The sequence below is a fragment of the Nocardioides sp. P5_E3 genome (genome assembly GCF_054049275.1).
On record NZ_JBFUMR010000042.1, the window covers coordinates 16,222 to 43,031 of the forward strand.

Annotated in this window: 20 protein-coding genes; 13 read left to right on the plus strand and 7 right to left on the minus strand. The window is 72.6% G+C overall.

Annotated elements, in window-relative coordinates; all coding sequences use genetic code 11:
• The first annotated feature begins 18 nt into the window (after positions 1-18).
• The 7 genes from ACXJKB_RS20835 (at position 19) to ACXJKB_RS20865 (ending at position 11,144) form a co-directional block, all read left to right on the plus strand.
• The gene (locus ACXJKB_RS20835) at positions 19-993 is read left to right on the plus strand and encodes a phosphotriesterase family protein (protein ID WP_457191810.1); all 975 of its coding nucleotides are present in this window, start codon (positions 19-21) and stop codon (positions 991-993) included.
• Positions 993-2,768: a bifunctional sugar phosphate isomerase/epimerase/4-hydroxyphenylpyruvate dioxygenase family protein gene (locus ACXJKB_RS20840; protein ID WP_457191812.1), complete on the plus strand. Its 1,776-nt coding sequence runs from the start codon at positions 993-995 to the stop codon at positions 2,766-2,768. Before ACXJKB_RS20835 ends, ACXJKB_RS20840 begins: the two co-directional genes overlap by 1 nt.
• A 113-nt stretch (positions 2,769-2,881) precedes the next feature.
• Positions 2,882-4,963: an elongation factor G-like protein EF-G2 gene (locus ACXJKB_RS20845; protein ID WP_457191814.1), complete on the plus strand. Its 2,082-nt coding sequence runs from the start codon at positions 2,882-2,884 to the stop codon at positions 4,961-4,963.
• Positions 4,964-4,981: 18 nt separating this feature from the next.
• On the plus strand, positions 4,982-5,266 hold the full coding sequence (locus ACXJKB_RS20850) for a DUF2218 domain-containing protein (protein ID WP_457191816.1): 285 nt from the start codon (positions 4,982-4,984) through the stop codon (positions 5,264-5,266).
• A gap of 87 nt (positions 5,267-5,353) precedes the next feature.
• Positions 5,354-6,862: a DUF3375 domain-containing protein gene (locus ACXJKB_RS20855; protein WP_457191818.1), complete on the plus strand. Its 1,509-nt coding sequence runs from the start codon at positions 5,354-5,356 to the stop codon at positions 6,860-6,862.
• On the plus strand, positions 6,859-7,668 hold the full coding sequence (locus tag ACXJKB_RS20860; RefSeq protein ID WP_457191820.1) for a DUF4194 domain-containing protein: 810 nt from the start codon (positions 6,859-6,861) through the stop codon (positions 7,666-7,668). The genes ACXJKB_RS20855 and ACXJKB_RS20860 overlap by 4 nt, the downstream gene beginning before the upstream one ends.
• Positions 7,669-7,670: 2 nt before the next feature.
• Positions 7,671-11,144 carry an ATP-binding protein gene (locus ACXJKB_RS20865; protein ID WP_457191822.1) on the plus strand — a complete coding sequence of 1,158 codons (3,474 nt, stop codon included), beginning with the start codon at positions 7,671-7,673 and terminating at the stop codon, positions 11,142-11,144.
• 48 nt (positions 11,145-11,192) lie between these two features.
• Here ACXJKB_RS20865 and ACXJKB_RS20870 read toward each other — a convergent pair whose 3' ends face one another.
• The 5 genes from ACXJKB_RS20870 to ACXJKB_RS20890 form a co-directional block, all read right to left on the minus strand.
• On the minus strand, positions 11,193-12,566 hold the full coding sequence (locus tag ACXJKB_RS20870; RefSeq protein WP_457191824.1) for an FAD-binding oxidoreductase: 1,374 nt from the start codon (positions 12,564-12,566) through the stop codon (positions 11,193-11,195).
• 235 nt (positions 12,567-12,801) lie between these two features.
• Complete coding sequence (locus ACXJKB_RS20875) at positions 12,802-14,133, minus strand: MFS transporter (RefSeq protein WP_457191826.1); 1,332 nt, start codon at positions 14,131-14,133, stop codon at positions 12,802-12,804.
• A 107-nt stretch (positions 14,134-14,240) separates the two neighbouring features.
• Positions 14,241-15,260, minus strand: a complete 1,020-nt coding sequence (locus ACXJKB_RS20880) for a zinc-dependent alcohol dehydrogenase family protein (RefSeq protein ID WP_457191828.1) — start codon at positions 15,258-15,260, stop codon at positions 14,241-14,243.
• Positions 15,261-15,498: 238 nt separating this feature from the next.
• A complete protein-coding gene (locus tag ACXJKB_RS20885) occupies positions 15,499-15,705 on the minus strand; it encodes a hypothetical protein (protein ID WP_457191830.1) in 207 nt (68 codons plus the stop codon).
• A gap of 45 nt (positions 15,706-15,750) precedes the next feature.
• The gene (locus ACXJKB_RS20890) at positions 15,751-16,578 is read right to left on the minus strand and encodes a sigma-70 family RNA polymerase sigma factor (RefSeq protein ID WP_457191832.1); all 828 of its coding nucleotides are present in this window, start codon (positions 16,576-16,578) and stop codon (positions 15,751-15,753) included.
• A 190-nt stretch (positions 16,579-16,768) separates the two neighbouring features.
• On the opposite strand from ACXJKB_RS20890, the gene pta reads away from it, so the two are divergent.
• Together pta and ACXJKB_RS20900 are read left to right on the plus strand one after the other, a co-directional pair.
• Positions 16,769-18,844, plus strand: coding sequence for a phosphate acetyltransferase (pta, locus tag ACXJKB_RS20895; protein ID WP_457191834.1), 2,076 nt, complete (start codon positions 16,769-16,771; stop codon positions 18,842-18,844).
• The gene (locus ACXJKB_RS20900; RefSeq protein WP_457191836.1) at positions 18,841-20,040 is read left to right on the plus strand and encodes an acetate/propionate family kinase; all 1,200 of its coding nucleotides are present in this window, start codon (positions 18,841-18,843) and stop codon (positions 20,038-20,040) included. Before pta ends, ACXJKB_RS20900 begins: the two co-directional genes overlap by 4 nt.
• An 89-nt stretch (positions 20,041-20,129) precedes the next feature.
• Here ACXJKB_RS20900 and ACXJKB_RS20905 read toward each other — a convergent pair whose 3' ends face one another.
• Positions 20,130-20,351, minus strand: coding sequence for an HU family DNA-binding protein (locus ACXJKB_RS20905; protein WP_457191838.1), 222 nt, complete (start codon positions 20,349-20,351; stop codon positions 20,130-20,132).
• 221 nt (positions 20,352-20,572) lie between these two features.
• Here ACXJKB_RS20905 and ACXJKB_RS20910 point away from each other — a divergent pair, with 221 nt between their 5' ends.
• The 4 genes from ACXJKB_RS20910 (at position 20,573) to ACXJKB_RS20925 (ending at position 23,712) form a co-directional block, all read left to right on the plus strand.
• The gene (locus tag ACXJKB_RS20910; RefSeq protein WP_457191840.1) at positions 20,573-21,283 is read left to right on the plus strand and encodes a hypothetical protein; all 711 of its coding nucleotides are present in this window, start codon (positions 20,573-20,575) and stop codon (positions 21,281-21,283) included.
• The gene (locus ACXJKB_RS20915) at positions 21,280-22,479 is read left to right on the plus strand and encodes a PrsW family intramembrane metalloprotease (RefSeq protein WP_457191841.1); all 1,200 of its coding nucleotides are present in this window, start codon (positions 21,280-21,282) and stop codon (positions 22,477-22,479) included. The genes ACXJKB_RS20910 and ACXJKB_RS20915 overlap by 4 nt, the downstream gene beginning before the upstream one ends.
• Positions 22,476-23,231 carry a CPBP family intramembrane glutamic endopeptidase gene (locus ACXJKB_RS20920; protein ID WP_457191843.1) on the plus strand — a complete coding sequence of 252 codons (756 nt, stop codon included), beginning with the start codon at positions 22,476-22,478 and terminating at the stop codon, positions 23,229-23,231. Before ACXJKB_RS20915 ends, ACXJKB_RS20920 begins: the two co-directional genes overlap by 4 nt.
• 70 nt (positions 23,232-23,301) lie before the next feature.
• Positions 23,302-23,712, plus strand: a complete 411-nt coding sequence (locus ACXJKB_RS20925; RefSeq protein ID WP_457191845.1) for an NUDIX domain-containing protein — start codon at positions 23,302-23,304, stop codon at positions 23,710-23,712.
• Here ACXJKB_RS20925 and ACXJKB_RS20930 read toward each other — a convergent pair.
• Positions 23,709-26,396, minus strand: a complete 2,688-nt coding sequence (locus ACXJKB_RS20930; RefSeq protein ID WP_457191847.1) for a bifunctional acetate--CoA ligase family protein/GNAT family N-acetyltransferase — start codon at positions 26,394-26,396, stop codon at positions 23,709-23,711. The two genes, ACXJKB_RS20925 and ACXJKB_RS20930, sit on opposite strands and share 4 nt — an antisense overlap.
• Positions 26,397-26,810: the final 414 nt, after the last annotated feature.

The following is a 26,810-nucleotide window of genomic DNA, read 5'->3' on the forward strand; positions in this document are numbered from 1 at the left end:
ACGGTGACCGAGCGGACGGTGGAGACCTTTCGGGGGCCGGTGTCGACCGACGACCTCGGCACGACGCTCATCCACGAGCACGTGTTCGTGGGCCACCCCGAGCTGGACGTGGACCTCCCCCACCCCGAGTGGGACGAGGACGTCGCGATCGAGACGGCGGTCCAGGGGCTGGAGCGGTTGTGGGACCTCGGGGTCCGCACCGTCGTCGACCTCACCGTCCTGGGCATCGGTCGCGACGTCGCCCGCGTCGCGAAGGTGGCCGAGCGGGTCCGCGTGCACCTGGTCGCCTCGACCGGCTACTACGCGGCCGACGTCCTGCCGGCGTACTTCTCGACGCACGGCCCGGGCCGCCTGGTCGGGGGACCGGACCCGCTGCTCGAGCTGTTCCTGCGCGACATCGAGGTGGGAGTCGCGGGCACCGGTGTGCGGGCCGGCATGCTCAAGGTCGTCACCGACCGCTCGGGCATCACCCCCGACGTACGCCGGGTGATGGAGGCGGCAGCGACCGCGCAGCGGCGCACCGGCGTCCCCATCACGACCCACACCCATGCACCGTCGCGCAACGGGCTCGAGCAGCTCGCCTTCTTCCGGGAGCACGGCGTCGCGCCCGAGCGGCTGGTCATCGGGCACTGCGGCGACAGCGAGGACCTGGACTACCTGCGCGAGCTGATGGACGCCGGGGCGAGCATCGGGATGGACCGCTTCGGGATGGAGCACGTGCTGCCCGACGACGTACGCGTGGCGACCGTGCTCACCCTGCTGCGGGAGGGGTACGCAGACCGGATGGTCCTCTCCCACGACGCGGCCTACTTCAGCCGCGTCACGCCGCCGTCGTGGCGCGCGGCGAACGTGCCGCACTGGAACCTCGAGAACATCTCCCGTCGGATCCTTCCCCTGCTGCGTGACGGAGGCGCGACCAACGAGCACGTCCACCAGCTGATGGTGCTCAACCCGGCGCGGCTGCTCACCCCCTCGAACCCCGCGGAGACGTGATGCGCACGTCGATCGCGACGGTCTGTCTCAGCGGCACCCTGACCGACAAGCTCCGTGCCGCTGCCGAGGCCGGCTTCGACGGGGTCGAGATCTTCGAGCCCGACCTGGTCGCCTCACCGGCGAGCCCGGAGGAGATCGTGGCGCTGGCGGACCGGCTGGAGCTCTCGCTCGACCTGTACCAGCCGTTCCGGGACGCAGAGGGTGTCACCGAGGACGAGTTCGAGCGCGTGCTGCGGCGGGCCCGGGCGAAGTTCGTCCTGATGCAGCGACTGGGCATCGAGACCATGCTCGTGTGCAGCAACGTCGGCACCGCGACGATCGACGACGACGCGGTGTCGGCCGGCCAGCTGCGACGCCTGGGGGAGGCGGCTGCCGAGCACGGCGTGCGGATCGCCTTCGAGGCGTTGGCCTGGGGGCGCTACGTCGACGACTACCGGCGGGCCTGGCGCATCGTCGAGCTCGCCGACCACGACGCGGTCGGGGTCTGCCTCGACAGCTTCCACATCCTGTCCCGTGGCCACGACCCGGCCGCGATCGAGGAGATCCCGGGCCGCAAGGTGTTCTTCCTGCAGCTCGCGGACGCTCCGGCGCTGAGCATGGACGTGCTGTACTGGTCGCGCCACCACCGCCTGTTCCCGGGGGAGGGAGCCTTCGACCTCGGGTCGTTCCTCACGCACGTCCTGCGGACGGGGTACGACGGACCGCTGTCCCTGGAGGTGTTCAACGACGTCTTCCGGCAGACCGAGGTCGGGAGGACCGCGCGCCAGGCGCGCCGGTCCCTCACCTGGCTGGAGGACCTGGTCGGCAGCCGGCCCCTGCCGCCGGTCGCCGAGCCGACCGGTTTCGACTTCGTCGAGGTGCGGGCGGAGGACACCGGCGAGGTCGACGTCCTCCTCGGACAGCTCGGCCTCACCTTCCGCGGCCGGCACCGGAGCAAGGACGCACGGCTGTGGGCGGACGGGCCGGCGCGGATCGTCTGCAACGAGCAGCACGCCCGGGACCGCGCGCCCTCGCTCGCCGCCGTCGGGTTCCAGGTGGCTGACCCCGCCGTGTCGGCCGCCCGCGCCCGGTCCCTCCAGGCGCCGACCGTCTACCGCAGGACGCTCGCCACCGAGCAGGAGCTCCCGGCCTTCCGTGCCCCCGACGGCACGGAGGTCTTCCTCGGCTCGGACTCCGGGAGCGAGGCCACGTGGACGCCGGAGTTCGAGGGCGGCCGGACGCCGGACACCGCTCTCCTGACCGGGATCGACCACGTCAACCTGGCCGAGCCGTGGCAGTGCTTCGACGAGGCGGTCCTCTTCTACAGCAGCGTCCTGGGGCTGCGCGTGGACGTCAGCCAGGAGGTGCCCTCACCCCACGGGCTGGTGCGCAGCCAGGTCGTGCGGTCGGCCTCCGGCGCCTGCCGGCTCGCCCTCAACGTCGCGCCGCTGACGTGGGACGCGTCCTCGGGCTTCCCGCAGCACGTGGCGTTCTCGACCGACGACGTCGCCGCCGTCGCCAGGCGGGCGGTCGAGCGCGGCCTGGTGCCGCTGGCGATCCCGCAGAACTACTACGACGACCTCGTCGCCCGGTTCGACCTCTCCGAGGCCGAGGTCCGGGAGATGGCAGAGCTCGGCCTCCTGCACGACCGGGACGGGGCGGGCACCTTCACGCACTTCTACACCGCCACGGTCGGTGAGGTGTTCTTCGAGGTGGTGCAGCGCGTGGACGGCTACGACGGCTACGGCGCTCCCAACGCCGGCGTACGCCTTGCGGCCCAGGCCCCGGATCGCTGACTGCGCGCCCGGACTCGACAAGCACCAGGCTCGCCCTTGCCTCGCGGGACCAATCGGGCGACAGTGGGCTGACCGTTCTCGGACCGTCGGAACAGCGAGCAGGAGCCGCCACGGTGAGCAGAGATTCCGGCGGTGCTGCCGGCCAGGCGGGCGCTCCGGTCGCGATCGCGCCGGAGGCGATCCGCAACGTCCTGGTCGTGGGCCCGGCGGGTGCGGGGAAGACCACCCTCGTCGAGCGGCTGCTGGTCACGGCTGGGGTGCTGAACAGGGCCGGCAGCACCGAGGACGGCACGACCGTGTGCGACTTCGAGGAGGTCGAGCACCGGCAACGACGCTCCGTCGGGCTCGCCCTCGCGCCGCTGGTGCACGACGGCGTGAAGGTCAACCTGCTGGACGCCCCCGGGTACGTCGACTTCGTGGGGGAGGTGCGAGCGGGCCTCCGCGCTGCGGACTGCGCGCTGTTCGTCGTCGCCGCGAACGAGGGGGTCGACGAGCAGACCCGGACGCTCTGGCGTGAGTGCGCCGACGTGGCGATGCCGCGGGTGGTCGTCGTCACCAAGGTCGACCACGCCCGGGCCGACGTCGACGGCGTCGTGGCGCAGGCGCGCGGAGCCTTCGGCGAGCGGGTCCTGCCCGTCTACCTCGAGGAGGGCGGGCATCTCGTCGGCCTGATCACGGGGGACCACGGCCACGACGCGCAGCGTGCAGCGCTCGTCGAAGGCATCATCGAGGAGTCCGAGGACGAGACGCTGATGGAGCGCTACGTCGGCGGCGAGGAGATCGACGCCGGGCTGCTCCTCACGGACCTGGAGGTCGCGGTCGCCCGGGGCTCGCTGCACCCCGTCGTCCCGGTCGACTCGACGAGCGGCGTGGGAGCGGGGGAGCTTCTCGACCTCATGGTGTCCGCGTTCCCCTCACCGCTCGAGCGCCGGATGCCGAAGGTCTGGACGCCGGCGGGTCGACCTGGCCCGGAGATCGCGTGCGACCCGTCCGGTCCCCTGGTGGCAGAGGTCATCAAGACGACCACCGACCCGTACCTCGGACGCGTCAGCCTGGTCCGCGTCTTCTCGGGGACCGTGCTGCCGGACGCCACGGTGCACGTGTCCGGGCACCGCTCGGTGTGGGCGGATGGGGACGACCCGGACTCCAGCCACCCGGACCACGACGAGGACGAGCGGATCGGGTCCCTCTCCGTCCCCCTGGGCAAGTCTCACCGCACCGCCCCGGCCGTGGTCGCCGGCGATCTGTGTGCCATCGGGCGGCTGAGCCGGGCCGAGACCAGCGACACCCTTGCCGACGTCGAGACGCCGCTCGTGCTCGAACCCTGGCAGGTGCCCGACCCCCAGCTGCCGGTGGCGATCGAGGTCCGGACGAAGAGCGCCGAGGACAAGCTCGGCCCGGGACTCCAGAGGCTCGCCGCCGAGGACCCCACCCTGCGCGTCGAGCACAACGAGGAGACCCACCAGGTCGTGCTGTGGACGATGGGGGAGGCTCACGCAGACGTGCTGCTGGACCGGCTCGCCGGCCGCTACGGCGTGGACGTCGACGAGGTCGAGGTCCGGGTGCCGATGCGGGAGACGTTCGTCCGCGCGGCCACCGGCCACGGTCGGCACGTCAAGCAGAGCGGTGGGCACGGGCAGTACGCCGTGTGTGACATCGAGGTCGAGCCGCTCCCGCAGGGCGGTGGGTTCGAGTTCGTCGACCGTGTGGTCGGAGGTTCGGTGCCCCGGCAGTTCATCCCCTCGGTCGAGAAGGGGGTCCGGTCGCAGATGCGGGACGGGGTGGCGAACGGCTGCCCGACGGTCGACCTCAGGGTGACCCTGACCGATGGCAAGGCCCACAGCGTCGACTCCTCCGACATGGCGTTCCAGACCGCCGGTGGGCTGGCGCTGCGCGACGCGGCGACGCACGGAGGGACGTGCCTCCTGGAGCCGGTCGACGAGGTGGAGGTGCTCGTCGCGGACGCCCTGGTCGGCACGATCATGGGGGACCTGTCCGCGCGACGGGGGAAGGTCCTCGGCAGCGAGCCGGCCCGCGAGCCGGGCATGGTCGTGATCAGGGCCCACGTGCCCCAGCTGGAGCTCCGCCGGTACGCCGCCGAGCTGCGCTCGCTCGCCCACGGCTCGGCGTCGTTCACCCGGGCGTTCGTCCGCTACGAGCGGGTCCCCGACCAGGTCTCCGCCACGCTTCGCTGATCGTGCTTGGCTGGGCGCATGAGCAAGCACGGAACCATGACCACCGACCGTCCCGAGCGCTACGCGAAGCAGCTGGCTGGGCACTGGTCGGCGAAGGCGACCGTCACCGAGGACGGGGACACGCGCACGCTCGTCATGGCCGGCGGCCAGACCGTGGTCCTCCGGCCCGTCGAGGGTGCCCTCGAGATCGAGGCGAGCGTGCCCGCCGACGGTGACCTGGACGTGGACCGCTGGGCCCAGGTGGTCGCCGACCACCTGCAGCGGTTCGGCCAGCGTGACGAGCTCGAGGTCGTCTGGGCCTGACCACCGGGCCCGCCCCACGAGCCGTCGGCGCCCTTTGTCATGCTTGCGCACCGACACAGGTGGGACGAGGTAGGGGGAGGCCGGGTGGTGAGCGAGATCGCAGGCGAGCTCGCGCGCGTGAAGAGCGCGTTCGCACAGCCCACGCTGACCCTGCTCCACCAGCGGCAGGCGCCCGTGGTGATCACGATCTTCCGCACGGCGTTCGGGCGCAACAACAACCCGATCCCGACGGCCCGGCTGCACGCGCAGGTCGAGGAGCACCTGGCCCAGATGCGGCTGGCGGGGGAGCAGGACGTCCCCACCGGCACGGGCCGGGAGGTCTGCCAGCGCTGGATGCGCGGGCAGTGGCTGGTGCGGTCGCTCGACGAGGCGGGCCACGAGGTCTATGCGCTGACCTCGCACGCGCAGCAGGCGCTGGAGCTGGTGAAGAACCTCGCCCGCGACCGGGCCACGCTCAGCGAGCACCGGGTCGCCACGATCCTCGGCACCGTCCGCCGCTTCAACTCCGAGGCCAACCCCGACCGGACGGCCCGCGTGACGATCCTCAACGAGGAGATCGCCCGGCTGCGGGTCGAGCGCGACCGCCTCGTCGACGGCGGGGAGCTGGAGGGCGCGACCGAGGACTACATGCTCGAGGGGTTCACCGAGCTGCTGTCGCTGATCTCCGCGCTGCCGAGCGACTTCGCCCGGGTCGAGGAGCGCTTCGCGACCATCCGGACCGAGATCCTCGCCGCGTTCCGGGCGGAGGACCGTCCGGCCGGCGAGGTGATCGACGACTACCTGTCCCGCGCAGACGCCCTGATGACGGCGACGCACGAGGGTCGCGCGTTCGAGGGCGCGTTCGCGCTGCTCCGCGACGACGCCCTGGTGACCCAGCTGCGCGAGGACCTGACCGACCTGCTCGAGCACCCGTTGTCGGACCGGCTCCTCAGCGACGCCGACCGGGCCGAGCTGCGCGGCACGGTGCGGCTCGTGCGCGACGGCCTCGACCGGGTGCTCGCCCAGCGGTCGCGGGTGACGGCGACCCTGAAGGAGTACATCGTCTCCCACGACGCGGCCCGCGACCGTGAGCTCGAGCAGACGCTGCGCCAGGTGGAGGCCGAGCTGATGACGTGGATGGCCACCACCGGGCCGCGCGCGGCCCACGACGTCCCGCTCCTGCCCGCGCGGACGGGCATCGACCACCTGCGCGAGCGCTTCCACGACCCCGCCGACGACGTGCTGCCCGACCGGATCAGCACGCCCGACCCCGACCTCGCGCCCCCGGTCTCGCTCGCCGAGCTCGTCGCCCAGGGCGGGCCCAAGCTGGCGACGCTGCGCGAGCGCCTCGACGCGGTGATGACCTCCCTGCTCCCGGTCGCCTCCCTCGGCGCCCTCTTCGACGGGCTCGAGCCGTCGCTGCGCCGGCCGGTGGAGATCTTCGGGCTGCTGCACCTCGCTGCCGACCGGGAGTGGCGAGCCGAGGAGTCCATGGAGGCGTTCGAGGCGGTCCGCCCCGACGGGAGCAGGCGGACCTTCGCCGTGCCCCGTACGCCGCTGCCCGACCCCGACCTGCCCGAGACCCAGCAGACCCAGCCGACGGAGACCCGCGCATGAGCGTCGAGACCCACCCCGAGACCGCCGCGGAGATCGACTCCGACCTCGGCCCCGAGCTCGACTCGGAGATGGACTCCGAGGTCCGTGACGTCGACCTCGGCGACGACGAGCTCCTCGACGAGCACTCCGTCTCGCTCTTCGAGGGCGACGAGGGCGGCCTGGAGTACGCCCAGCGCCGCGCCCTGGTGACGTTGCTCAAGCAGCGCTTCATCAGCGCCCGCACGCACCCGCGCGACTGGCGCGTGCTGGTCGAGCACGAGCGCCTGCTCCGGTCGCGGCTCAACGACCTCTTCCTCGACCTGCAGGTCGACCGCGCCCGCGAGGTCGCATGGAAGCGCCAGGCGACCTCCGAGACGGGGAGCCGGTTCCCCACGATGCTCTACGACGCCGCGTGGTCGCGCGAGGAGACGCTCGTGCTGGTCCACCTCCGCGACCGGCTGCGTGCCGGGGCCGCGAGCGGCGACGCACGCGTCTTCGTCGACCGCGAGGACGTCGTCCGCTACGTCTCGAGCTTCCGGCCCTCGCACGCGACCGACGTCGCAGGCGACGAGAAGCGGGCGCGCAACGCGATCACGGGCATCGTCAAGGCCGGCCTCCTGATCGGCACCGGCTCCGAGGAGCGCTTCGAGATCAGCGAGGCCGTGGAGCCGCTGATCCCGCTGGAGCTCCTGCAGGAGCTGCTCGCGGCGCTGGTGGCCGCCAACGACACCGAGGTCCCGTCCGGGACCGACGACACGGCCGACCTGTTCGACGACGACGCCGACGCCGCCACCGTGGTCGCCGGCGACCACGCAGAGGAGCTGTGAGCATGTCGATCGACGAGATCGAGCAGACGCCGGCCGACGGACTCTTCGAGCGGAGCGACGTGGCCACCCCGGCCGACGACACGATGCAGTGGCGGGCTGCGCTGCTCCAGATGGTCAACTGGGGCGGCTTCGACGGCCTCACCGTCGTACCCCTGCGCGGCGACGCGACGATGATCTCGGGCGCCTCGGGTGTCGGCAAGAGCACCATCCTCGACGCCTACACGGCGCTGATGATGCCGTCGGACACCAAGTTCAACGGCGCGTCCAACGACGCCGTCGCGGGCCGTGCCCGGGGCGCCGGCCAGCGCAACCTGCTGTCCTACCTGCGCGGTGCGGTCGACGTGGTCGACGACCCCCGCACCGGTCGGCCGGTCGATAAGCTGCTCCGCGGCAAGGGCGCCGACACGTGGGGCGCGATCGCGATGACGTTCGTGAACGACCAGGGCGGCCGGTTCACGGTGCTCCGCACCTACTACGTGCCGCGGCGCGCCGCCCGCTCGGCCGACGTCCAGATGCAGCTGGCCACCCAGGACGGGGCGCTGCCGCTCGACACGCTCGAGGTCGCCGTGCCGGAGCGCTTCCACGCCAACACGCTCAAGAAGCTCTACCCCGGCATCCGGGTGCACCGGACCTACGCCGAGCTCGCCGCGGTCCTGCACGCGCGGCTCGGCATCGGTGCCAACGGCGACGGTGCGAAGGCCCTGCGCCTGCTCGCCCGGATCCAGGCGGGCAACCAGGTCCGCAGCGTCGACGAGCTCTACAAGGACATGGTGCTCGAGCGGCCCACGACGTTCGCCGCCGCCGACCGCGCGATCGAGCACTTCGACGACCTCGACACCGCGCACTCCGCGATGCGCACCGAGGAGCAGAAGCTCGAGCTGCTGGCGCCGATCACCGACCTCCACGACCGCAAGGTGGCGGCCACCCGGCGGCTCGCGGAGCTCGACTCCTACGGCGTGACGCTCGACGGTGACACCCCGCTGCGGATGTGGCTGCTGCGCACCCACCTGCGCCTCATCGAGTCCGCCGTGGTCGACAACCGCGCCGACCGCGCGGCGGCCGCCGACGAGCTGGGCACGACGACCTCCGCGGAGCGCACCTACCTGGCCGACCTCGAGGCCGCGAAGGAGTCGCACCGCGCGGCCGGCGGCTCGACGCTCCAGTCCCTCGCCTTGTCGCTGGAGCAGGAGCAGGTCGTCCGCGAGGACCGGCTCGGGCGCCGGGAGGTCCTGCAGGGCCGGCTGCTGCCGCTCATCGACGCCACCGACGCCCAGGCGCCCGACGTCGAGGCCGCGCTGCTGTCCAGCGAGTCGTTCTCCGTGCTGCAGATGCACGCCCAGCAGTGGCTGGCCGGCTTCCAGCGGGAGCAGGAGCGGATCCGGCGCGAGCGCGACGCGGTGCTCCGCGACCAGTTCCCGCTCAGCCAGCGCCAGGCCGAGCTGCGCCGCGAGCGGGCGTCGCTGGAGAGTCGCGCCGGCCGGGTGCCTGCCCGGATGGACGAGCTGCGTGCGGAGGTCGCACAGGCGAGCGGCATGAGCGTCGACGAGCTGCCCTTCGTGGCCGAGCTGGTCGACGTCGCGCCCGACGAGGTGCGGTGGCGCACGGCGATCGAGACGGTGCTCGGCGCGAGCGCCCGGATGATGCTCGTGCCCCTCGACCGGCTGGAGAGCTTCGCCGCCGCGATCGACGGGCTGCGGCTCCGCGGTCGCCTGACCTTCGAGGGCGTCGAGCTCGACCTGCCCGACCTCGGCCCGGCCGACCCGGAGCGGGTCGCGGGCAAGCTGGTCTTCAAGGACTCGCCCTTCTCGGGCTGGGTGCAGGCCCACGTCGGCGAGGCGTCGCGCAACGCGCTGTGCGTGGAGTCCGCCGACGGCCTCGCGGGGGCCGGCTTCCGGGTCACCCTCGCCGGTCAGACGCGCAACGGCCGGCGCGGTGCCCACGGGCGCAACGACACCCGCAGCATCATCGGCTTCTCCAACGCCGACGCGATCGCCGAGGTCGACGCCGAGCTGGCCGACCTCGAGGAGCGGCTCGACGGAGTGGGCGGCGAGGTGGCCCAGCTCGACCGGACGTCACGGGTGCTGGAGCAGCAGCGGACGTCGTACGACGTCGTGGCCGCCGCGCGGTTCGACGACTTCGACGTCGACGGCAGCGACCGGCGCATCGCCGAGCTCGAGCGTCGTCGGACCGAGATCCTCGAGTCCGACGACGGCCTCCAGGCGTTGGACGCGCAGATCGCCGACCTCACCGCACGGCTGGAGGAGACGCGACGGGCCCGCTACGCCGCGGAGCAGCGGCAGCGCGATCTCAACGCCGCCCACGGCGACCTCGTCGACGCCGAGGACGTCGTCAAGGACCGGCTCCAGGCGATGGAGGACGCCGGCCGGGTCGTGCTCAGCCCGGAGCAGGAGGCCGCCCTCGCGGTGGACTTCGCCGCCGCCGCGTCGCCCGCGGACCCCGACGACCTCGACCGGTTCGCCGAGTCGTCCCAGCGGCTCGCCGAGCGGCTCCGCACCGCGGTCGGTGACGCCGATGCCGAGGTCCGTCGGGTCGACGACGACCTCGCCCAGGTGTTCCGGGTCTACAAGTTCCAGTGGGACTCGCCCAACCTGGGCGCGACCGCGGACTCCTACCCCGACTACGCCCGCATCCTCGACGACATCCGCGGCGAGGGCCTCGCCGCCCGGCGGGCCGAGTGGCGGCGCCGGCTCACGGAGTGGAGCGGCCAGGACCTGGTGCCCCTCGTCGGCGCGATGGCCGCGTCCGTCGAGGAGATCGAGGACCGGCTCGAGCCGATCAACGCGATCCTGCGACGCCTGGAGTTCGGGGCGTCGGGGGACCGGTTGCGGATCCGCCTGCGGCGGCTGTCGCCCGCCCACGTCCAGACGTTCATGAAGGACCTGCGCACCCTGTCGTCCGGCTCCACGACCGAGCTCGACGAGGACGCCCTCGAGAAGCGCTTTGTCGAGCTCAGCCGCTTCATGCAGCAGCTGCGCCGGCCGAGCCAGGTCGGCGACGCGGCCACGTCACTGACCGACCGCGAGCGCCTGCTAGACGTACGCCGTCACGTGGAGATCAGCGCCGAGCGCTACGACCACACCACTGGCGAGCTGCGCGCGACCTACCGGACGCTGGGGGAGAAGAGCGGCGGCGAGAGCCAGGAGCTGGTCGCCTTCATCGTCGGCTCCGCCCTCCGCTTCCGGCTCGGTGACGAGATGCGGTCACGGCCGCGGTTCGCCCCGGTCTTCCTCGACGAGGGCTTCGTGAAGGCCGACTCCGAGTTCGCCGGTCGCGCCGTCCAGGCGTGGCGCGGCCTCGGCTTCCAGCTCATCGTCGGGGTCCCGCTCGACAAGGTCACCGGCCTCGAGCCCCACATGGACGAGCTGCTCGCCATCACGAAGAACAGCACCACCCACCAGTCCTGGATCACGCCGATCACCGACGCCGACCGGGCAGGGCGGGTGGGCGCGTCCTGACGCCCGTCACCCGTCGAGGCGGCGCATCCTGACGCCTGCGACCCGGAGTCAGCCGGGCTGGATGTTCTGGTTGTGCCGGAACAGGTTGTCCGGGTCGTAGCGACGCTTGATCTCCGCCAGCCGGTCGTAGTTGCCGCGGTAGTTCGCCCGGATCCGGGACTGGTCGTCCTCCGCCATGAAATTCACGTAACCCCCCTCCTCCGAGTGCGGCGCGGTGGCGGCGTAGTAGTCCTTCACCCATGCGGTGTTCGCGTCGTTGTCCGCCGGGTCGGGCCACATCCCGGCGATCACCGTCGCGAAGGTGGCGTCGCGGTAGGCGAACGCCGTCGAGTCGGGGGCGACCCGCTGGGCGGCGCCGTTGATCGGGTAGATGTGCATGGTGGAGTTCACGACGGGGATCTTCGGGCCGTGCTCGAGGTGGGCCGCGATCGCGTCGTCGGTCAGCTCGGTGACGAAGTTCGCCTTCCAGTAGTGCTGGAGCCCGGGCGGGACGAGGGCGTCGAAGGCACTGTTGAGCGCCGGGTACGGCATCACCCCGACGCCCTCCGCAACCCTGGGAGCCAGGTCCCGGATCGGCTGGAGCGCCTTCTCTCCCGCATCGAGGTCTCCGGCCCAGCACGTCACCATGAGGATGAACGGTTCGCCCTGGCGGTCCTCCGGGATGAACGGCAGGGGAGGCGCGATCTGGTACGCCGGGAAGCAGCCGAGCTCCTCGGGTGCGTCGGCGATGAACTCGCGGTAGAACCGCAACACGTCGCCGGCCTGGTCGAGCTCGAAGAACATCGGCCCGCCGTAGATGTCCTTCACCGGGCTCATCCGGAACTCGAACGACGTGACGACGCCGAAGTTGCCGCCGCCGCCGCGGATGGCCCAGAAGAGGTCGGCGTCCTCCTTGTCGCTCGCGACGTGGAAGCTGCCGTCGGCGGTCACCACGTCCGCGGCGAGGAGGTTGTCGCAGGACAGGCCGAGGCCCCGGGCGAGGTGGCCGATGCCGCCGCCCAGCGTCAGCCCGCCGACCCCGGTGGTCGAGATGATGCCGCCCGTGGTGGCCAGGCCGAACGGATATCCCGCGGCGTTCAGGTCGCCCCAGGTGGCGCCGCCCTCGACGCGGGCCGTCTGGGTCAGCGGGTCCACCCGGACGCCGCGCATGCTGGAGAGGTCGACGACCAGCGCGTCGTCCGCCGTGCCGAATCCCGGCACGCTGTGCGACCCTCCCCGTACCGCGACCGTCAGGTCGTTCTCGGCCGCGAACCGCACGGCAGTCATCACGTCACCGGTGTTGGCCGGGCGCACGATCACCGCAGGACGGCGGTCGATCATGGCGTTGTACACGCGGCGCGCCTCGTCGTACTCGGCGTCCTCCGCGGTGGTCACGGTTCCCCGAACGTTCTCGCGCAGGGCCGTCAGCGCATTCGTGTCCATGAACAAATCCTCGCCTCGTCGTTTCACTGGTCCCAGACGAGTGGGCCCGAGGTCGCCACGTGTCGCCGCGATCCGCAGCGGTGTGTCAATGGGATCGGAAATCACGCTAGACCCGCCCGCGGCAACATGGCAGGACCTCTAGACCAGAGCCTGACCGCGCCGGCGCTCGAGGCCCTCCGCCGAACGCCATGGCGTCGAGGGGCTTGGGGCTGGGGTCGTCGTCGGACCTGGTTCGTCAGCTGGTGGAGCACGCAACAGCGAGCTGGTCGTCGGACAGTGCGTCGGACAGCGCGTCGGACGGGCTGGCGTGCACGGGTGCGGTCGACGTGAGCCGGTGCTGGTCGGCGGCGCGTTGGTGGCGTCGTACGGAGACGGCGAGCGCGGTGGCGGGGACGAGGGTGAGGGCGGACACGACGGTCCCTACCACTACCGGTCCGACAGCTCCCAGGCTCGACTCGAGGGCGAGGGCTCCGACCCAGGACGCCACCGCGGTGCCGAAGTTGAACGCGGCCACGGCCAGCGAGGACCCGAGTGTGGGGGCGTGGTCGGCGTACCGGACGGCCAGGGAGATGAGGATGGGGTTGGCGCCGAGGCCGAAGAAGCCCATCAGCACGATGAGGACGGTGGTGGGCACTGCCGCCTGGGAGACCAGGCAGAGGGCCAGCAGCACGAGCGTGGTGACGGCCGGGGCGACGATGGTGGCGGTGTGGGGGCGGGTGTCACCGAGGCGCCCACCGATGAGGGACCCCACCAGCGACCCGACACCGAACCCGGCCAGCACGAGCGGCACCAGGTTCGCGGAGATGCCGGTCCTGTCGGTGAGCAGCGGGGTGATGAAGGAGTACGCCGCCAGCACGCCACCGGTGGTGGTGGCGCACGCGGCCAGCACCAGCCAGAGTCGGCCTGAGCGCAGGGCGGTCAGCTCGGTGCGGATCGACGCCGTCGGAACGTCATCGCTGTCGTCAGTGACGTGGCGGGCGATGAGTGGCACAGCGGCGACCGCGAGCAGAGCGAGTGCCCAGAACGTTCCGCGCCAGCCGATCGCCTGTGCGGCGAGGGCGCCCAGCGGCACCCCGAGCACGGTGGCCAGGGAGCCGCCGGCCCCGACGACGCCCACGGCGCGCGACGCTGCTCCCGGTCCCGCGACACGGGTGGCGACGACCGCCGCGACCGCCCAGAAGGCCCCGGTGGCCAGGGCGGTGAAGAACCGTGCGGCGAGGAGGACACCGAACTGCGAGCTGACGGCGACGACGACGTGACCGACGGCGAACACGGCCAGGGCCAACATCAGCGTCAGGCGCTGGGACAGGCGCAGCGTCAGCATCGCCATCAGTGGGGCGCCGACGATCATCCCGATCGCGAAGACGGTGATGAGCAGGCCGGTGCGGGCGACGCTGACCTGCACGTCGGCGGCGATGTCGGGGAGGATGCCGGCGACCACGAACTCGGTGGTGAGCATCAAGAAGGTGCCGACGGCGAGGACGTAGACGGCCAGGGGCAGGCGGGGCGTGCGAGGGCCGACGGCCGCGGACGTCAGGTCCGTGGTCGGGGCTGCTGCGTCGTGCATCGGGAACCTCTCGGGGGAGTGGTGTGGGAGTCGGGTGGGCTTCGGGGGCCATGCCCAGGGGGCCGTACTCCGACACGGCGCGCTGGACAGCCGAGTGGCGTGGAGGCTCAGAAGGTGAGCAGCACCTTGGTGGCGGTGCGCTCGTCCATGGCCTGGTAGCCCTCGGCGGCCTGCTCGAGCGGGAGGGTGAGGTCGAAGACCTTGCCGGGGTCGATCTTGCGGTCCCAGATGAGCTGGACGAGCTCGGGGAGGAAGCGTCGTACGGGTGCGGGGCCACCGTGGATGTGGACGCCGGCCATGAAGAGCTCGTCACCGGCGATGGAGACGTCGTGTGAGACGCCGACGAAGCCGACGTGGCCACCGGGACGCGTCGAGTGGATGGCCTGCATCATCGCTTCCTGGGTGCCCACGGCCTCGATCACGGAGTGGGCGCCGAGGCCGTCGGTGAGCTCCTTGACCTTTGCGACGCCGTCATCGCCGCGCTCCTCGACGATGTCGGTGGCGCCGAACTCGCGCGCCAGCGCCTGGCGGTCGGCGTGGCGGCTGAAGGCGATGATGCGCTCGGCGCCGAGCTGGCTGGCGGCGAGGATGCCGAGCAGGCCGACCGCGCCGTCGCCGACGACGGCGACGGTCTTGCCGGGTCCCGCCTCGGCGGCGACGGCGGCGAACCAGCCGGTGCCGAGCACGTCGGAGGCCGCCATGAGCGAGGGGATCAGGTCGGCGTCGGGCATGCCGGGCGTGGCGACGAGGGTGCCGTCGGCGAGGGGGATGCGGGCCAGCTCGGACTGGGTGCCCAGGGTGCCCATGAGGACGCGGTGGGTGCAGTAGGCCTGGTAGCCGGCCCGGCAGATCTCGCAGGTGTTGTCGGAGGCCCAGAACGAGCCGACGACGAAGTCTCCGACCTTGATGGTGCGGACCTCGTCACCGACCTGCTCGACCACGCCGACGTACTCGTGGCCCATCACCTGGTGCTCGACCGGCTCGGCACCGCGGTAGGGCCACAGGTCGCTGCCGCAGATGCACGTCGCGGACAGGCGGATGATGGCGTCGGTGGGCTCGATGATCGTGGGGTCCTCGCGGTCCTCGACGCGTACGTCCCCGGGTGCGTGCATGACTACCTGGCGCATGGCGCTGGGCTCCTCTTCGTCGTTCGTGGTTCGTGCTGGGGTGTGGCGGCGTGCTCGTGCCGCCTCGACATCGAGTGAACCTGCTTGCGGACGGGTGTGGGAGTCCCTGTCGAGGGGTGCACCGACAGGGCACCCTTCGCGCTCCGCGCCGGCTCGACCTCGGCGCGAGCTCGACGGCCGACGACGCCTCGTCGTCAGGCAGCTCTGTCGGACCGTCCGGACCGGGCGTGCGTCACGGCTAGGCGCCGCCGCCGTCCCCGCCGTCTCCGCCGTCGGCGTGACCGCCGCCCCTGGTTGCCTTCACGGGCCCGCGCAGGGCGTTCTCGATGACCAGGCCGACGATGATGACGACGAGGGCGACGACGAGGTACGTCATCTCGCCCGCCACTTCGGCCAGCACGAGGGTGCTGGTGCGATTCCACCGCGTGGCGCCAGGCGGGCTCACCCGCGTGCCGTGCGGCCGGCGTCCCTCGGGCCCGGCTCGGGACGCTCAGGCAGCGGTCAGGGGCTCGGCGAGGTCGCTGCGGAGCCGACGGAGGATCCGGGTGAGGGTGCGCGAGACCTGGGCCTGCGTCAGGCCGATGAGGTCGGCGATCTCCTGCTGGGTGCGCTCGTCCTCGAAGCGCCAGCGGAGGATCAGGCGCTCGCGGTCGGACAGGCGGCTGACCGCGGTGTCGAGCACCAGCTTGGCCTCGAGGGTCGCGAAGCCGCGGTCGTCGTGGCCGAGCGCGTCGGCGATGGTGCCGCGGTCCTGCGCGCCGCCCGTGCTGTCGATCGAGGCCGGGCGGAAGCAGCCGTCGGCCGCCAGCGCCTCGACGACCTCGTCGGCCTCGACGCCGAGGTGCGCGGCGACCTCGGACGGGCGGGGCGAGACCCCCAGCTGCGCCTCGAGCTCGTGCTGGGCGACCTTGATCCGGGCCTGCAGCTGCTGCACCCGACGGGGGACCCGGATCATCCAGCCCGAGTCGCGGAAGTGGCGGCGCAGTTCACCGCGCACAGTCGGCACGGCGTACGACAGGAAGTCGTGCCCGGCGTCGGCGTCGAAGCGGCGGGCCGCCTTGATCAGGCCGACGAGCGCGACCTGCTCGAGGTCGTCGACGTCGATGCCGCGGTTGCGGTAGCGGGTGGCCATCGACCGCGCCACGACGACGTTGGTCTCGATCAGCTCGTCCACCAGCTCGAGGCGCCGCTCCTCGGAGGTCCCGGCGCGCATCTCGTCGACGATGGAGGCCGTGCGGGCGGCGCGGGCCTCGCGCTCGCTCGCCCTGCGGAGGTCGCCGAGGTGGGCAGGGACTGGGGGCGTCGTGAGGGTGGCCACGAGCTGCTCCTTCCGGGCCATGGGGCCGTGCTGTCGTCGCCCCGGTTGTGGGCGTGCACTGATCGTCGCCGGGGCGGGCGACGCTCGGACAGCCGAAATGCGAAACATTGGACAAACCATGGACAACAGGTTGTCCAGCCCGGCATCGGGGCGGGTCACGGCGCCGGGTCCCGGCCGCTAGGGTCGGGCCATGGCTCGCAGCGTCTACGTGGCCGGCGTCGAGGGATTCACCGGCAAGTCCGCGGTCGCGCTCGGGGTGCTCGAGCAGCTCTCGCGCCGGGTGGCACGGGTCGCGGTCTTCCGTCCGGTGGTCCGCGCCGAGGCGTCCACCGGCGACGTCCACGACTACGTGCTCGACCTGCTGGTGTCGCACGACGCGGTCTCGTTGTCGTACGACGAGTGCGCGGGCGTCAGCTACGACGACGTGCACGCCGACCCGGACGGCGCGATGGACCGCATCGTGGCGCGCTACCACCAGGTCGCCGAGCAGAGCGACGCCGTGGTCATCGTCGGCAGCGACTACACCGACGTCGGCGCCCCGGCGGAGTTCGCCTTCAACGCCCGGGTGGCGGCCAACCTCGGCGCACCCGTCCTGCTGGTGCTCAACGGCCAGGGCAGGGGAGTCGACCAGCTCTGCACGGCCGCGGCCATGGCGCAGGCCGAGCTCGCCGCCAACCACGCGACGCTGTTCGCCGTCATCGCCAACCGCGTGGACCCCCAGGCCACCGGCCGGACGGCGACGGCGCTGCGCCGCGAGGGCGTACCCGCGTTCGCCCTGCCGGAGCAGCCGCTGCTCAGTGCCCCCTCCGTCGGCGACCTGATGGCGGCGTGCGACGGCCGTCTCGTGCGGGGCGACGAGAGTCAGCTCGCGCGTGAGGTCCCCGGACTGGTGGTCGCCGCGATGACACTGCCCAACGTGCTCGACCGGCTGTTCGACGGCGCCCTCGTCGTCACGCCCGGCGACCGGCCCGAGGTGGTCCTCGGCGTCCTCACCGCCCACCAGTCGGCGAGCTTCCCGCAGATCTCCGGCATCGTGCTCAACGGCGGGCTCGCCCTGCCGGAGCAGATCGACCGGCTCCTCGACGGGCTCGAGGTGGCGCTGCCGATCATCGCCACCGACCTCGGCACGCACGCCACCTCGACGACGCTGACCAACCGCCGGGGTCGCCTCGACAAGGACTCCCCGCGCAAGATCGCGACGGCCCTGACCCTCTTCGCCGAGCACGTCGACGGCGAGGAGCTGATGAACGGCCTCGAGGTGGCCCGCACCTCGGTCGTCACGCCGCTGATGTTCGAGCACAAGGTCCTCGACGACGCGATCGCCGACCGCCGCCACATCGTGCTGCCCGAGGGGGAGGAGGAGCGGATCCTGCGCGCCGCCGACATCCTGCTGCGCCGCAACGTCGCCGACCTGACCCTGCTCGGCGACCCGATGATCGTCCGGGCGAAGGCCGCCCACCTCGGCATCGACGTCTCGGGCGCGCGCCTGCTCAGCCCGTACGACGAGGAGCTGCGCGAGCGGTTCGCGCAGGAGTACCACCAGCGGCGCGCGCACAAGGGCATCGACCTCGAGGCGGCCCGCGACATCGTGGTCGACGTGTCCTACTTCGGCACGATGATGGTCGAGCTCGGTCTCGCCGACGGGATGGTGTCGGGGGCGGTGCACACCACCGCCCACACCATCCGGCCGGCCCTCGAGGTCATCCGCACGGTGCCCGAGGTGTCGGTGGTGTCTTCGGTCTTCTTCATGTGCCTCAAGGACCAGGTGCTCGTCTACGGCGACTGCGCGGTCAACCCCGACCCCACCGCCACCCAGCTCGCCGACATCGCGGTCGCGTCGGCCCGCACCGCCGCCGCCTTCGGGGTCGAGCCGCGGGTCGCGATGCTGTCGTACTCCACCGGCAGCTCCGGCAGTGGCACCGACGTCGAGAAGGTCACCCAGGCGACGGCGATGGTCCGCGAGCGCGCGCCGGACCTGCTCGTCGAGGGCCCGATCCAGTACGACGCCGCGATCGACGTCGCGGTCGCGCGGACCAAGCTGCCCGACTCCGCCGTCGCCGGCCGGGCGACGGTCTTCATCTTCCCCGACCTCAACACGGGCAACAACACCTACAAGGCCGTGCAGCGCTCGGCCGGTGCGCTGGCGGTAGGTCCGGTCCTGCAGGGCCTCCGCAAGCCGGTCAACGACCTCTCGCGGGGCGCGCTGGTCCGCGACATCGTCAACACCGTGGCGATCACCGCCATCCAGGCGCAGGAGCGCTCGTGACGGAGCGGGTGCTGGTCCTCAATGCGGGGTCGTCGTCGCTGAAGTACCGCCTGCTCGACGGCAGCACCGGAGCCGCCGAGGCGTCCGGGACCGTGGAGCAGATCGGTGAGGACAGCGGCACGCTGACGCACACCGTGGGCGGCGAGGAGCACACGGAGGAGCGGCGCATCGCCGACTTCGAGGACGCGCTGCGCTCGGCGCTCGCAGCCTTCGACCGGCACGGTCCGGCGATCGGCACGAGCGGGCTGGCCGCGGTGGGTCACCGCGTCGTGCACGGCGGCGACCTCTTCTCCGAGCCGGCGGTGGTCGACGACCGGCTGCTCGCCACCGTCGAGGACCTCGTGCCGCTCGCCCCGCTGCACAACCCGGCCAACCTGGAGGGCCTCCGGGTCGCGCGACGGCTCTTCCCCGACGTGCCGCACGTCGCGGTCTTCGACACGGCGTTCCACCAGACGATGCCCGAGCACGCCTACACCTACGCCGTGCCGGTGGCCTGGCGCGAGGAGCACCGGATCCGCCGCTACGGCTTCCACGGCACGTCGTACGCCTTCGTCTCCCGCCGCGCCGCCGAGCTGCTCGGCCGTCCGGTCGAGGACACCAACCTCGTCGTGCTGCACCTCGGCAACGGGGCGTCCGCTGCCGCGGTCCGGGGCGGTCGGTCCGTCGACACCTCGATGGGGTTGACCCCGCTCGAGGGACTGGTGATGGGCACCCGGTCAGGCGACCTGGACCCAGCGATCCACGGCCACCTGCACCGCGAGCTCGGCTGGTCGCTGGACGAGATCGACCGAGCCCTCTACCGCGACTCCGGACTGCGGGGCCTCTCCGGGGTCAACGACTTCCGCGAGCTGACCCGTCGCAAGGCAGCCGGCGACGAGGCGGCGAGGCTCGCCTTCGACGTCTACGCGTACCGCGTCCGCAAGTACGTCGGCGCCTACTACGCGGCGCTCGGCGAGCTGCACGCCGTCGTCTTCACCGGCGGCGTCGGCCAGCACAGCGCCGAGCTGCGGGCCGCCGCGCTCGGCGGCCTGTCCCGGCTCGGCATCGTGCTCGACGCGCAGCGCAACGAGGCCGCGGGCAAGGACGCGCGGGCCGTCTCCGCCGACGGCTCCGAGGTCGCCGTCCTCGTCGTCCCCACCGACGAGGAGTGGGAGATCGCCCGCCAGGCGCTCGAGGTCGTGCACGCGTCGCGCTAGGTGGAAGTTCACTCGCACCAGGTACGAGCAAGGCGGACGTCAGCGCGCTTCGCAGGACGATGACGTCCGGGCAGCGCTGAGCGCGCGGCTCACGGCGCGATCTCCATGGTCTCGCCGGTCTGCGGGTTGCGGCCCGTGCGAGCGGACCGCTCACGGGACTCGAACGTCCCGAAGCCCGGGACGGTGACCTTGTCGCCGCCGGCGACGGCGGTGGTGATGGAGGCGATGACGGCCTCGAGGGCCTTGTCGGCCTGGGCGTTGCTCAGCTCGGCGTGCGAGGCAATGGCGTCGCGCAGTTCAGTCTTGTTCACGTAGAGCTCCTGCTCGTCGGTTACGGACAGCGGCCATTCAACATCCCCGGCCGCCCCCGGTGCGCGGTGCCCAGCCCCAAGGGGTGAGAAGTCGTGGGCGCCCGGCGGCATGTTTCGCGCGCGAGTCGGCCGGATGAGGGCGAGGTGAAGGTTTGTCGCAGGTCTTCCGGCGGGCCGGTTCCCTCCCTAGGCTCCGAGAGCGCTTACGGGAGGAGTCGTACATGAGCGACGAGCACGCGCCGACAACGACGGCGGGTGGGCAGGGGCTGCTCGTCGAGGGCCGCCGCGGCTGGTCCGGGCGAGCGGGGCCGCCGCGGGTGCCGGTCGACAGACGCGTGGCCGGGCTCGACAGGGCGTCGTTCGTGCCCGCGCTCGTCGCGATCGGCATCTGGGTCCTGTGGGCGTTCGTGGTGCCGCACCTCGACTCTGCGGTCGAGCACGACGAGCAGGTGCGCGCGGGCGACCGTCTGGCACTGACCGAGGACCTCGCCGTCACTCCGCCGACCGGTTGGAGCCTGCTCTCGGGCTTCACCACCGCCGACCAACCGGCCAGCGGCCCGTCGGGCTCGGTGGCGGTGAGCAACGGAGCCGTGACGGTGCAGGTGTCGGCAGACGACTTCTCCGGGACGGCCACCGAGCTCCTCGCCCAGGTCGAGCGCGTCGCGACCGCCACCGGCGGCAACGCGTCCGGCGTCAGCAGCGGCCGCTCCACGGTGGACATCCCGTCCGGCCTCACTGGTGTCTCCGAGGCCTTCACCCGGCCCGGTGCCGAAGGCAGGCTGGTGGCGTTCGTCGATGACGGGACCGGCATCGTCGTGCAGGTCTCGGGCGCCCCGGACCGGCTCGCCGTCGCCGCCCACGACGTCCAGCACATGATCCGCAGCATCGGAGCATGGAAGCCCACGTCGAGCGAGTCCGAGGGGGAGTCATGAGCGTCGTGACGCAGGATCCGACCGCCGACGACGACCTGGTGCGGCGACGGGCGGAGGCCATCGAGGTCTCCGGGTGGGGGGAGCGGTTCCACCTCTTCCAGCCACGCAACGCCTGCTTCTGGGTCGTCCTCGCGCTGTCCGTCACCGGCCTGGTGAAGATGGTGCAGATGTTCACGCCCCTCGCGGGCTACTTCGCGCCGGCGTTCGCCGCTGCCGGCGCCATCGCCGTCGCGTGCACCTTCGCCTGGGGGTGGTGGTTCCACCACATCGACCACTTCGAGCGCCAGCCCTTCGGTCTGGTCGCCCTGTGCTTCGTGTGGGGCGGCCTGGCGGCACCGTTCGCGATCTCGATCGCCGGCAACACCGCCCTGGGCTCGCTCTACAGCAAGCTGTTCGGGGCCGTGTGGAGCGCTGACTGGCATGCCGGCCTGAGCGCACCCTTCGTCGAGGAGAGCTCCAAGGCGGCCGGTTTCATCCTCGCCCTCGGCCTGGCGCGACGGCTCATCCGGACCCCGGCAGACGGCATCTTCCTCGGCGCGTTCATCGGTCTGGGGTTCCAGACCTTCGAGGACTTCCTGTACGCCGTCAGCGCCTCCACGCAGGGCTTCGGCTCCGACCAGGTCCACGCCGTCACGGGCGGCATCGCCACCCGCGTGTTCTCCGACGTGGTCTCGCACCCGATGTTCACCGCGCTCGTGTGCGCCGGCCTCGTCTACCTCATCGGGACGCCGGCCCAGCCACGTCGTGTCGGGAGAGGACTCGCGCTCGTCGCGGCGGGCGTGGGCATCCACCTGTTCTGGGACTCCATGCTGGTCCTCAGCGCCGAGCTGGACGTGCCGACGCTCGTCGTGCTGGTCTTCGCGATGGTCGTGAGCCTCGGCCTGCTCTGGTACGCGTTCCGGCTGACGGACCACCGGGAGCGCGAGCTGGCACGTGACATCCTCGCCCCCGAGGTGGTGCAGGGCGTCCTGTCGCAGGACGAGCTGACCGCGCTCACGGGTCACCGTCAGCGGCGCGCGTTCCTCAAGGCGGCACCCGACCGGCGGGAGCGTCGTCGCCGCAAGCACGTCCTCGCCGCCGCGGTCGACCTGTGCGCCGACCTCGCCCGCAGCGACGGTGGACCCTCCGGTGAGGACGACGTCGCGCGGTCACGGGACGAGATCGCGCGCCTGCGCGGCGGCTCGGTGCCCGCATGAGCGCCGAGGCGCAGCGCTTCGGGCGACTGGTCGAGCGGGACGACGGACGCGACTTCCCGTTCTACGACTCGAACCCGGTCGCCATCGACGGGCGACGGTGGCTGGTGGTGGTCGCGGCCTGCGCGCTCGGGTTCGCGATCCTGATCAGCATCGGGTTCGCGGACCAGCGCGCCGAGCTGCTGCCCCGGATCCTGTTCCTCGCCGTCCCGGCAGCCGCGTTCGTCTGGGCCTCACAGGGCCAGTGGCGTGCCCTGTTCAAGCCGGTTCGGGCAGCCGACGTCGGCGCCATGGTCGTCTTCTGGCTGCTGAACCTGGCGGTCAGCGCATTCGCCGCCCTGCTCGTCTCGGGCGGGAGCTTCGACCACCTCAGCGCCAACACCGCCACCGACGACCTCGCCGACGCGGGGGCCGCCCAGATCGCCGCCTTCTACGTCGGCACCGGCATCCAGCTGATGGGCGAGGAGGTCTTCACGATCCTGCCCTTCCTGGCCATCCTGTGGTTCCTGACCCGACGCGGCACGTCCCGCAGGACGGCGATCCTCGTCGCCTGGGTGGTCACGGCCGTCTGGTTCGGGGCCGCGCACCTGTCGACGTACGACTGGAACGTCGGCCAGGCGATCATCGTCATCGGCGCCGCGCGCCTCGTGCTCACCCTGGCCTACATCCGCACGAAGAACCTCTGGGTCAGCTTCGGCGCGCACGTCCTCAACGACTGGGTGACCTTCACCCTGGCCCTGCTCGCAGCGACCTGACCCGCGTGACCGACTGGGCCCACCTGAAGCGCGACCACCCGCTGTCGTACGCCCGTGATCTGATCCGGAGATGCTCAGAGTCGTCGTCGGCGCGCTGGTCCTGGACGATCGGGTGCTGCTCGGGCACCGGAGCCCGAGCAAGCGCGCGTATCCGGACGTGTGGGACCTGCCCGGTGGTGTCGTCGAGGACGGCGAGTCGGAGACGGAGGCGCTGGCCCGCGAGCTGCACGAGGAGCTCGGCGTGCGGATCGCGACCGGCTCGACGTGCCACCTGTGTCGGGTCGTCGCCGGACCTGCAGGGAAGCCGGTGCTGCTGAGCGCGTGGCTGGTGACCAGGTGGCAGGGGACGCCGGCCAACCTCGCACCCGACGAACACCTCGACATCGCATGGTTCGGCCTGACGGAGCTGCCTCCCCTCGCGCACCACCTCGTGCGCGAGAGCCTGCTCCGCGCGGCGCGGTCGGCCGCACCGCACGACTAGGAGCGCAGGCGACGCGGGATGCCGGTGTCGAGCTCGGGCGGCTCGGCGATGCGGAGCTTCACGTCGACGCAGAAGAGGCCGTGCGCGTTGACGACCACGGGCTCGAGGGTGAGGTCGGAGACGTGGGGCACGTCCGCGGCGAGGCGGCCGACGGACGCCACCAGCGCCTCGAGCGGGGCGAGGTCGACCTCCTCCAGGCCGTGGTCACCGACCAGCTGGGGCCACAGCCGTAGCGCCCGCACCGCGCGGGCGGCGTCGGCGGCCCCGACCGGCGGCAGCAGCAGCACCTCGTCGGCCCAGCTGCCGACCGGTCCCGCAGCTCCACCGGCGACCCGGACCAAGGGACCGAGCTGCGGGTCGCGGACCAGGCCGATGGACGCGAGGTGGCCGAGCACCAGCGGCTGCACCAGCACGTCGACCCGGTCGTGGCCGAGCTCCTCGGAGAAGCGTCGTACGGCGTCGGCGACGTCGCCGCCGGTGCGCAGGTCGATCCGCACCAGGCCGCGGTCGGACTTGTGCAGCACCGTCGGGTCGGCCACCTTGACGGCCACCGGGTAGCCGATGTCCGCCGCGGCCGCCTCCGCCTCGTCCGGCCCGGCAGCGACACGGCCGACGAGGTGGATGCCGTAGGGCGCCAGCAGCTCGGCCTGGGCAGAGGGCGCCAACCACTCCGGCTCCCCGCGCCGGGCGGCCAGCCGTGACCGCGCCCAGGCGCGGGCGTGCACGCCCCGGGTGCCGAGCTCGACCTCCGGCTGGTCGGCCGGCACCCGTCGCCACGCGGCGTAGCGCATGGCCCGGCCGAGCGCCCCGATCGCCGCATCGGTCGTGCGGTAGACGGTGACACCGGGGAGCCCGCGGGCGGCGTCGAAGGCAGCGCCCGGCGTGACGAGCAGCAGGGGTACGTCGGCACCCGCCGGCCGTGCCCTGGCGACGGCGTCGAACAGAGCGTCGCGGTCGGCCAGCCGGTTGGCCACCAGCATCACCAGGACGGCGTCTGCCTCGCCCGCGTCGAGCACGGCGCGCAGCGCGGCGGTGAGCTCGGCGGGCGTGACGTCGGCGCCGAGGTCCACCGGGTTGCGGACGTCGACCGCGCCCGGCACGGCCGYGCGCAGGGCGCCGCTCAGGTCGTACGACGACGGCGCGACGGCCATGCCCTGGCCGTCGGCCCGGTCGGTCGTGAGCGCGCCCACGCCGCCGGTGTTGGAGACGATGCACACCCGGAGCCCGGCCGGCAGCGGCTGCTGCACGAGGAGCAGCGCGGTCTCGGTCAGCTCGGCGCCGGTGCGGCAGGCGATCACCCCCGACTGGTCGAGCAGCGCGTCGACGCCGACGCCGACGGTCGAGGAGGCGGACGGGTCCTGCCGGGCCCGCGAGCGGCCGCCCACCACGGCCAGCAGCGGCTTCTGCTCGGCGAAGCGTCGAGCCGTACGGGCGAACTTGAGCGCGTTGCCGAACGACTCGAGGTAGAGCGCGCCCGCCGCGACCGACTCGTCGTCCATCCAGGCCGCGAGGAGGTCGTTGCTCGACACGTCGACCTTGTCGCCGAGGGAGACGAAGGCCTGCACGCCGAGCCCGACGTCGCGAGCGAGGTCGAGCAGCGCGAAGCCCATCCCTCCCGACTGGGACGCGACGGCCAGGCCGCCCACCTCGGGCACGTCGTGGAGGAGGGTCGCGTTGAGGCCGGCGCCGTTGGCCAGCACGCCCTGCGAGTTGGGGCCGACCAGCCGGAGGCTGTGCGCGCGGGCCAGGGTGAGCAGCTCGTGGCGACGCTCGTCGCTCCCGTTGCCCGAGAAGCCCGACGAGATGACGACCGCCGCCCCGGCTCCGTTGGCGGCGGCGTCGCGCAGCACGTCCGCGACCCCGTCGGCCGGCACCGCGACGACGACCAGGTCGACCGGACCGTCGATGTCGGCCAGGCTGCGGACGGTCGGCAGCCCGTCGATGACGTCGGCCTCCGGGTGCACCACGTGCACGGCGCCGGCGTAGGCCGAGCTGCGGATCGCGTCGAGCACGCCGTGCCCGAACCCGCCCGCCGATCGGCGTACGCCGACCACGGCGACGCTCGCCGGGTGCAGCAACGGCCGGAGCGACCGGGCGGCGGCGCGCCACTCCCGCTGGTCGGCCGCCTCGACCGCCTCGCGGGAGGCGTCGGTGCGCAGCTCCACCTCGACCTCGCCCTGGATCGTCCGGCGGGTCGCACCGAACCCGGCCGCGCGGAAGACGCGGAGCATCCCGTAGTTGTCGCCCAGGACCTCCGCCTCGAAGCGGCTGACCCCGTGCCGCCGGCCGAGCGCGGCGAGGTGCTCGAGGAGCAGGCTGCCCAGGCCCCGGCCGCGGTCCTCGTCGGCGACCAGGAACGCGACCTCGGCGGTGCCGGGGGAGAGCAGCTCGGCGGTCGCCAGGCCGGCGACCCGGCCACGCACGAGCGCCACCAGGGCCGCCGACGCGGTGTTGTCGGGAGCGAAGAGGTGGTCGACGTAGAGCCGACCGGCCTCCCGGCTGGGGGAGAAGAAGCGCAGGCGCAGCGTGTCCACGGACACCGACTCGTGCAGCCCGAGCACCGCGTCGCGGTCGTCCTCGCGCAACGACCGGATCACCGCGACCGTCCCGTCGGCGAGCAGCACGTCCGCGGGGTCCGCGCTCCAGTCCCGGGGGGCGAGGGTCGGAGCCGCCTGGTCGGTCACGTCCCCAACGTGCCAGAGCGAGCCGCCCCGTGCCACCGCCCCGGGGAGGCGTCCGGCCAGGCGCTGGAGCCGCGCTGATCGCGTGCACGGGCCCTTCTGCGACGCGCACAGCGCTCTTCTGTCAAAACATTGAGAAAAGTGCCCCACCTTGTGTGTTGACGCCGTCGAATCCTGCTACCTACTGTGACGAACATCACGGTGGCCCCCGGCCACCTGCTCGTGGGAGAAGGCCGACGCCCTGGCGCGCGACGCTCCGTCGACGGGTCGCTCCATCCCCGCTTGGTCTCGAGAAGGCAGGACAGCATGAGCAGGTTCCGTTCACCCTCGGCACGCGTCAGGACAGCCGTTGCGGGGGTGGCGGCCGCGGCCGTCGCCGTCGGCGGCATGGCCACGGTCCCCGCCGCGGCAGCCGCT

Excerpts from the sequence above, each read along its gene's own strand:
- ACXJKB_RS20880 (WP_457191828.1), bottom strand. The coding sequence starts at position 15,260 with ATGCGCCAGGTAGTCATGCACGCACCCGGGGACGTACGCGTCGAGGAC.
- ACXJKB_RS20865 (WP_457191822.1), top strand. The coding sequence starts at position 7,671 with ATGTCGATCGACGAGATCGAGCAGACGCCGGCCGACGGACTCTTCGAG.
- ACXJKB_RS20910 (WP_457191840.1), top strand. The coding sequence starts at position 20,573 with ATGAGCGACGAGCACGCGCCGACAACGACGGCGGGTGGGCAGGGGCTG.
- ACXJKB_RS20870 (WP_457191824.1), bottom strand. The coding sequence starts at position 12,566 with ATGGACACGAATGCGCTGACGGCCCTGCGCGAGAACGTTCGGGGAACC.
- ACXJKB_RS20915 (WP_457191841.1), top strand. The coding sequence starts at position 21,280 with ATGAGCGTCGTGACGCAGGATCCGACCGCCGACGACGACCTGGTGCGG.
- ACXJKB_RS20850 (WP_457191816.1), top strand. The coding sequence starts at position 4,982 with ATGAGCAAGCACGGAACCATGACCACCGACCGTCCCGAGCGCTACGCG.
- pta (WP_457191834.1), top strand. The coding sequence starts at position 16,769 with ATGGCTCGCAGCGTCTACGTGGCCGGCGTCGAGGGATTCACCGGCAAG.
- ACXJKB_RS20920 (WP_457191843.1), top strand. The coding sequence starts at position 22,476 with ATGAGCGCCGAGGCGCAGCGCTTCGGGCGACTGGTCGAGCGGGACGAC.
- ACXJKB_RS20840 (WP_457191812.1), top strand. The coding sequence starts at position 993 with ATGCGCACGTCGATCGCGACGGTCTGTCTCAGCGGCACCCTGACCGAC.
- ACXJKB_RS20875 (WP_457191826.1), bottom strand. The coding sequence starts at position 14,133 with ATGCACGACGCAGCAGCCCCGACCACGGACCTGACGTCCGCGGCCGTC.
- ACXJKB_RS20860 (WP_457191820.1), top strand. The coding sequence starts at position 6,859 with ATGAGCGTCGAGACCCACCCCGAGACCGCCGCGGAGATCGACTCCGAC.
- ACXJKB_RS20925 (WP_457191845.1), top strand. The coding sequence starts at position 23,302 with ATGCTCAGAGTCGTCGTCGGCGCGCTGGTCCTGGACGATCGGGTGCTG.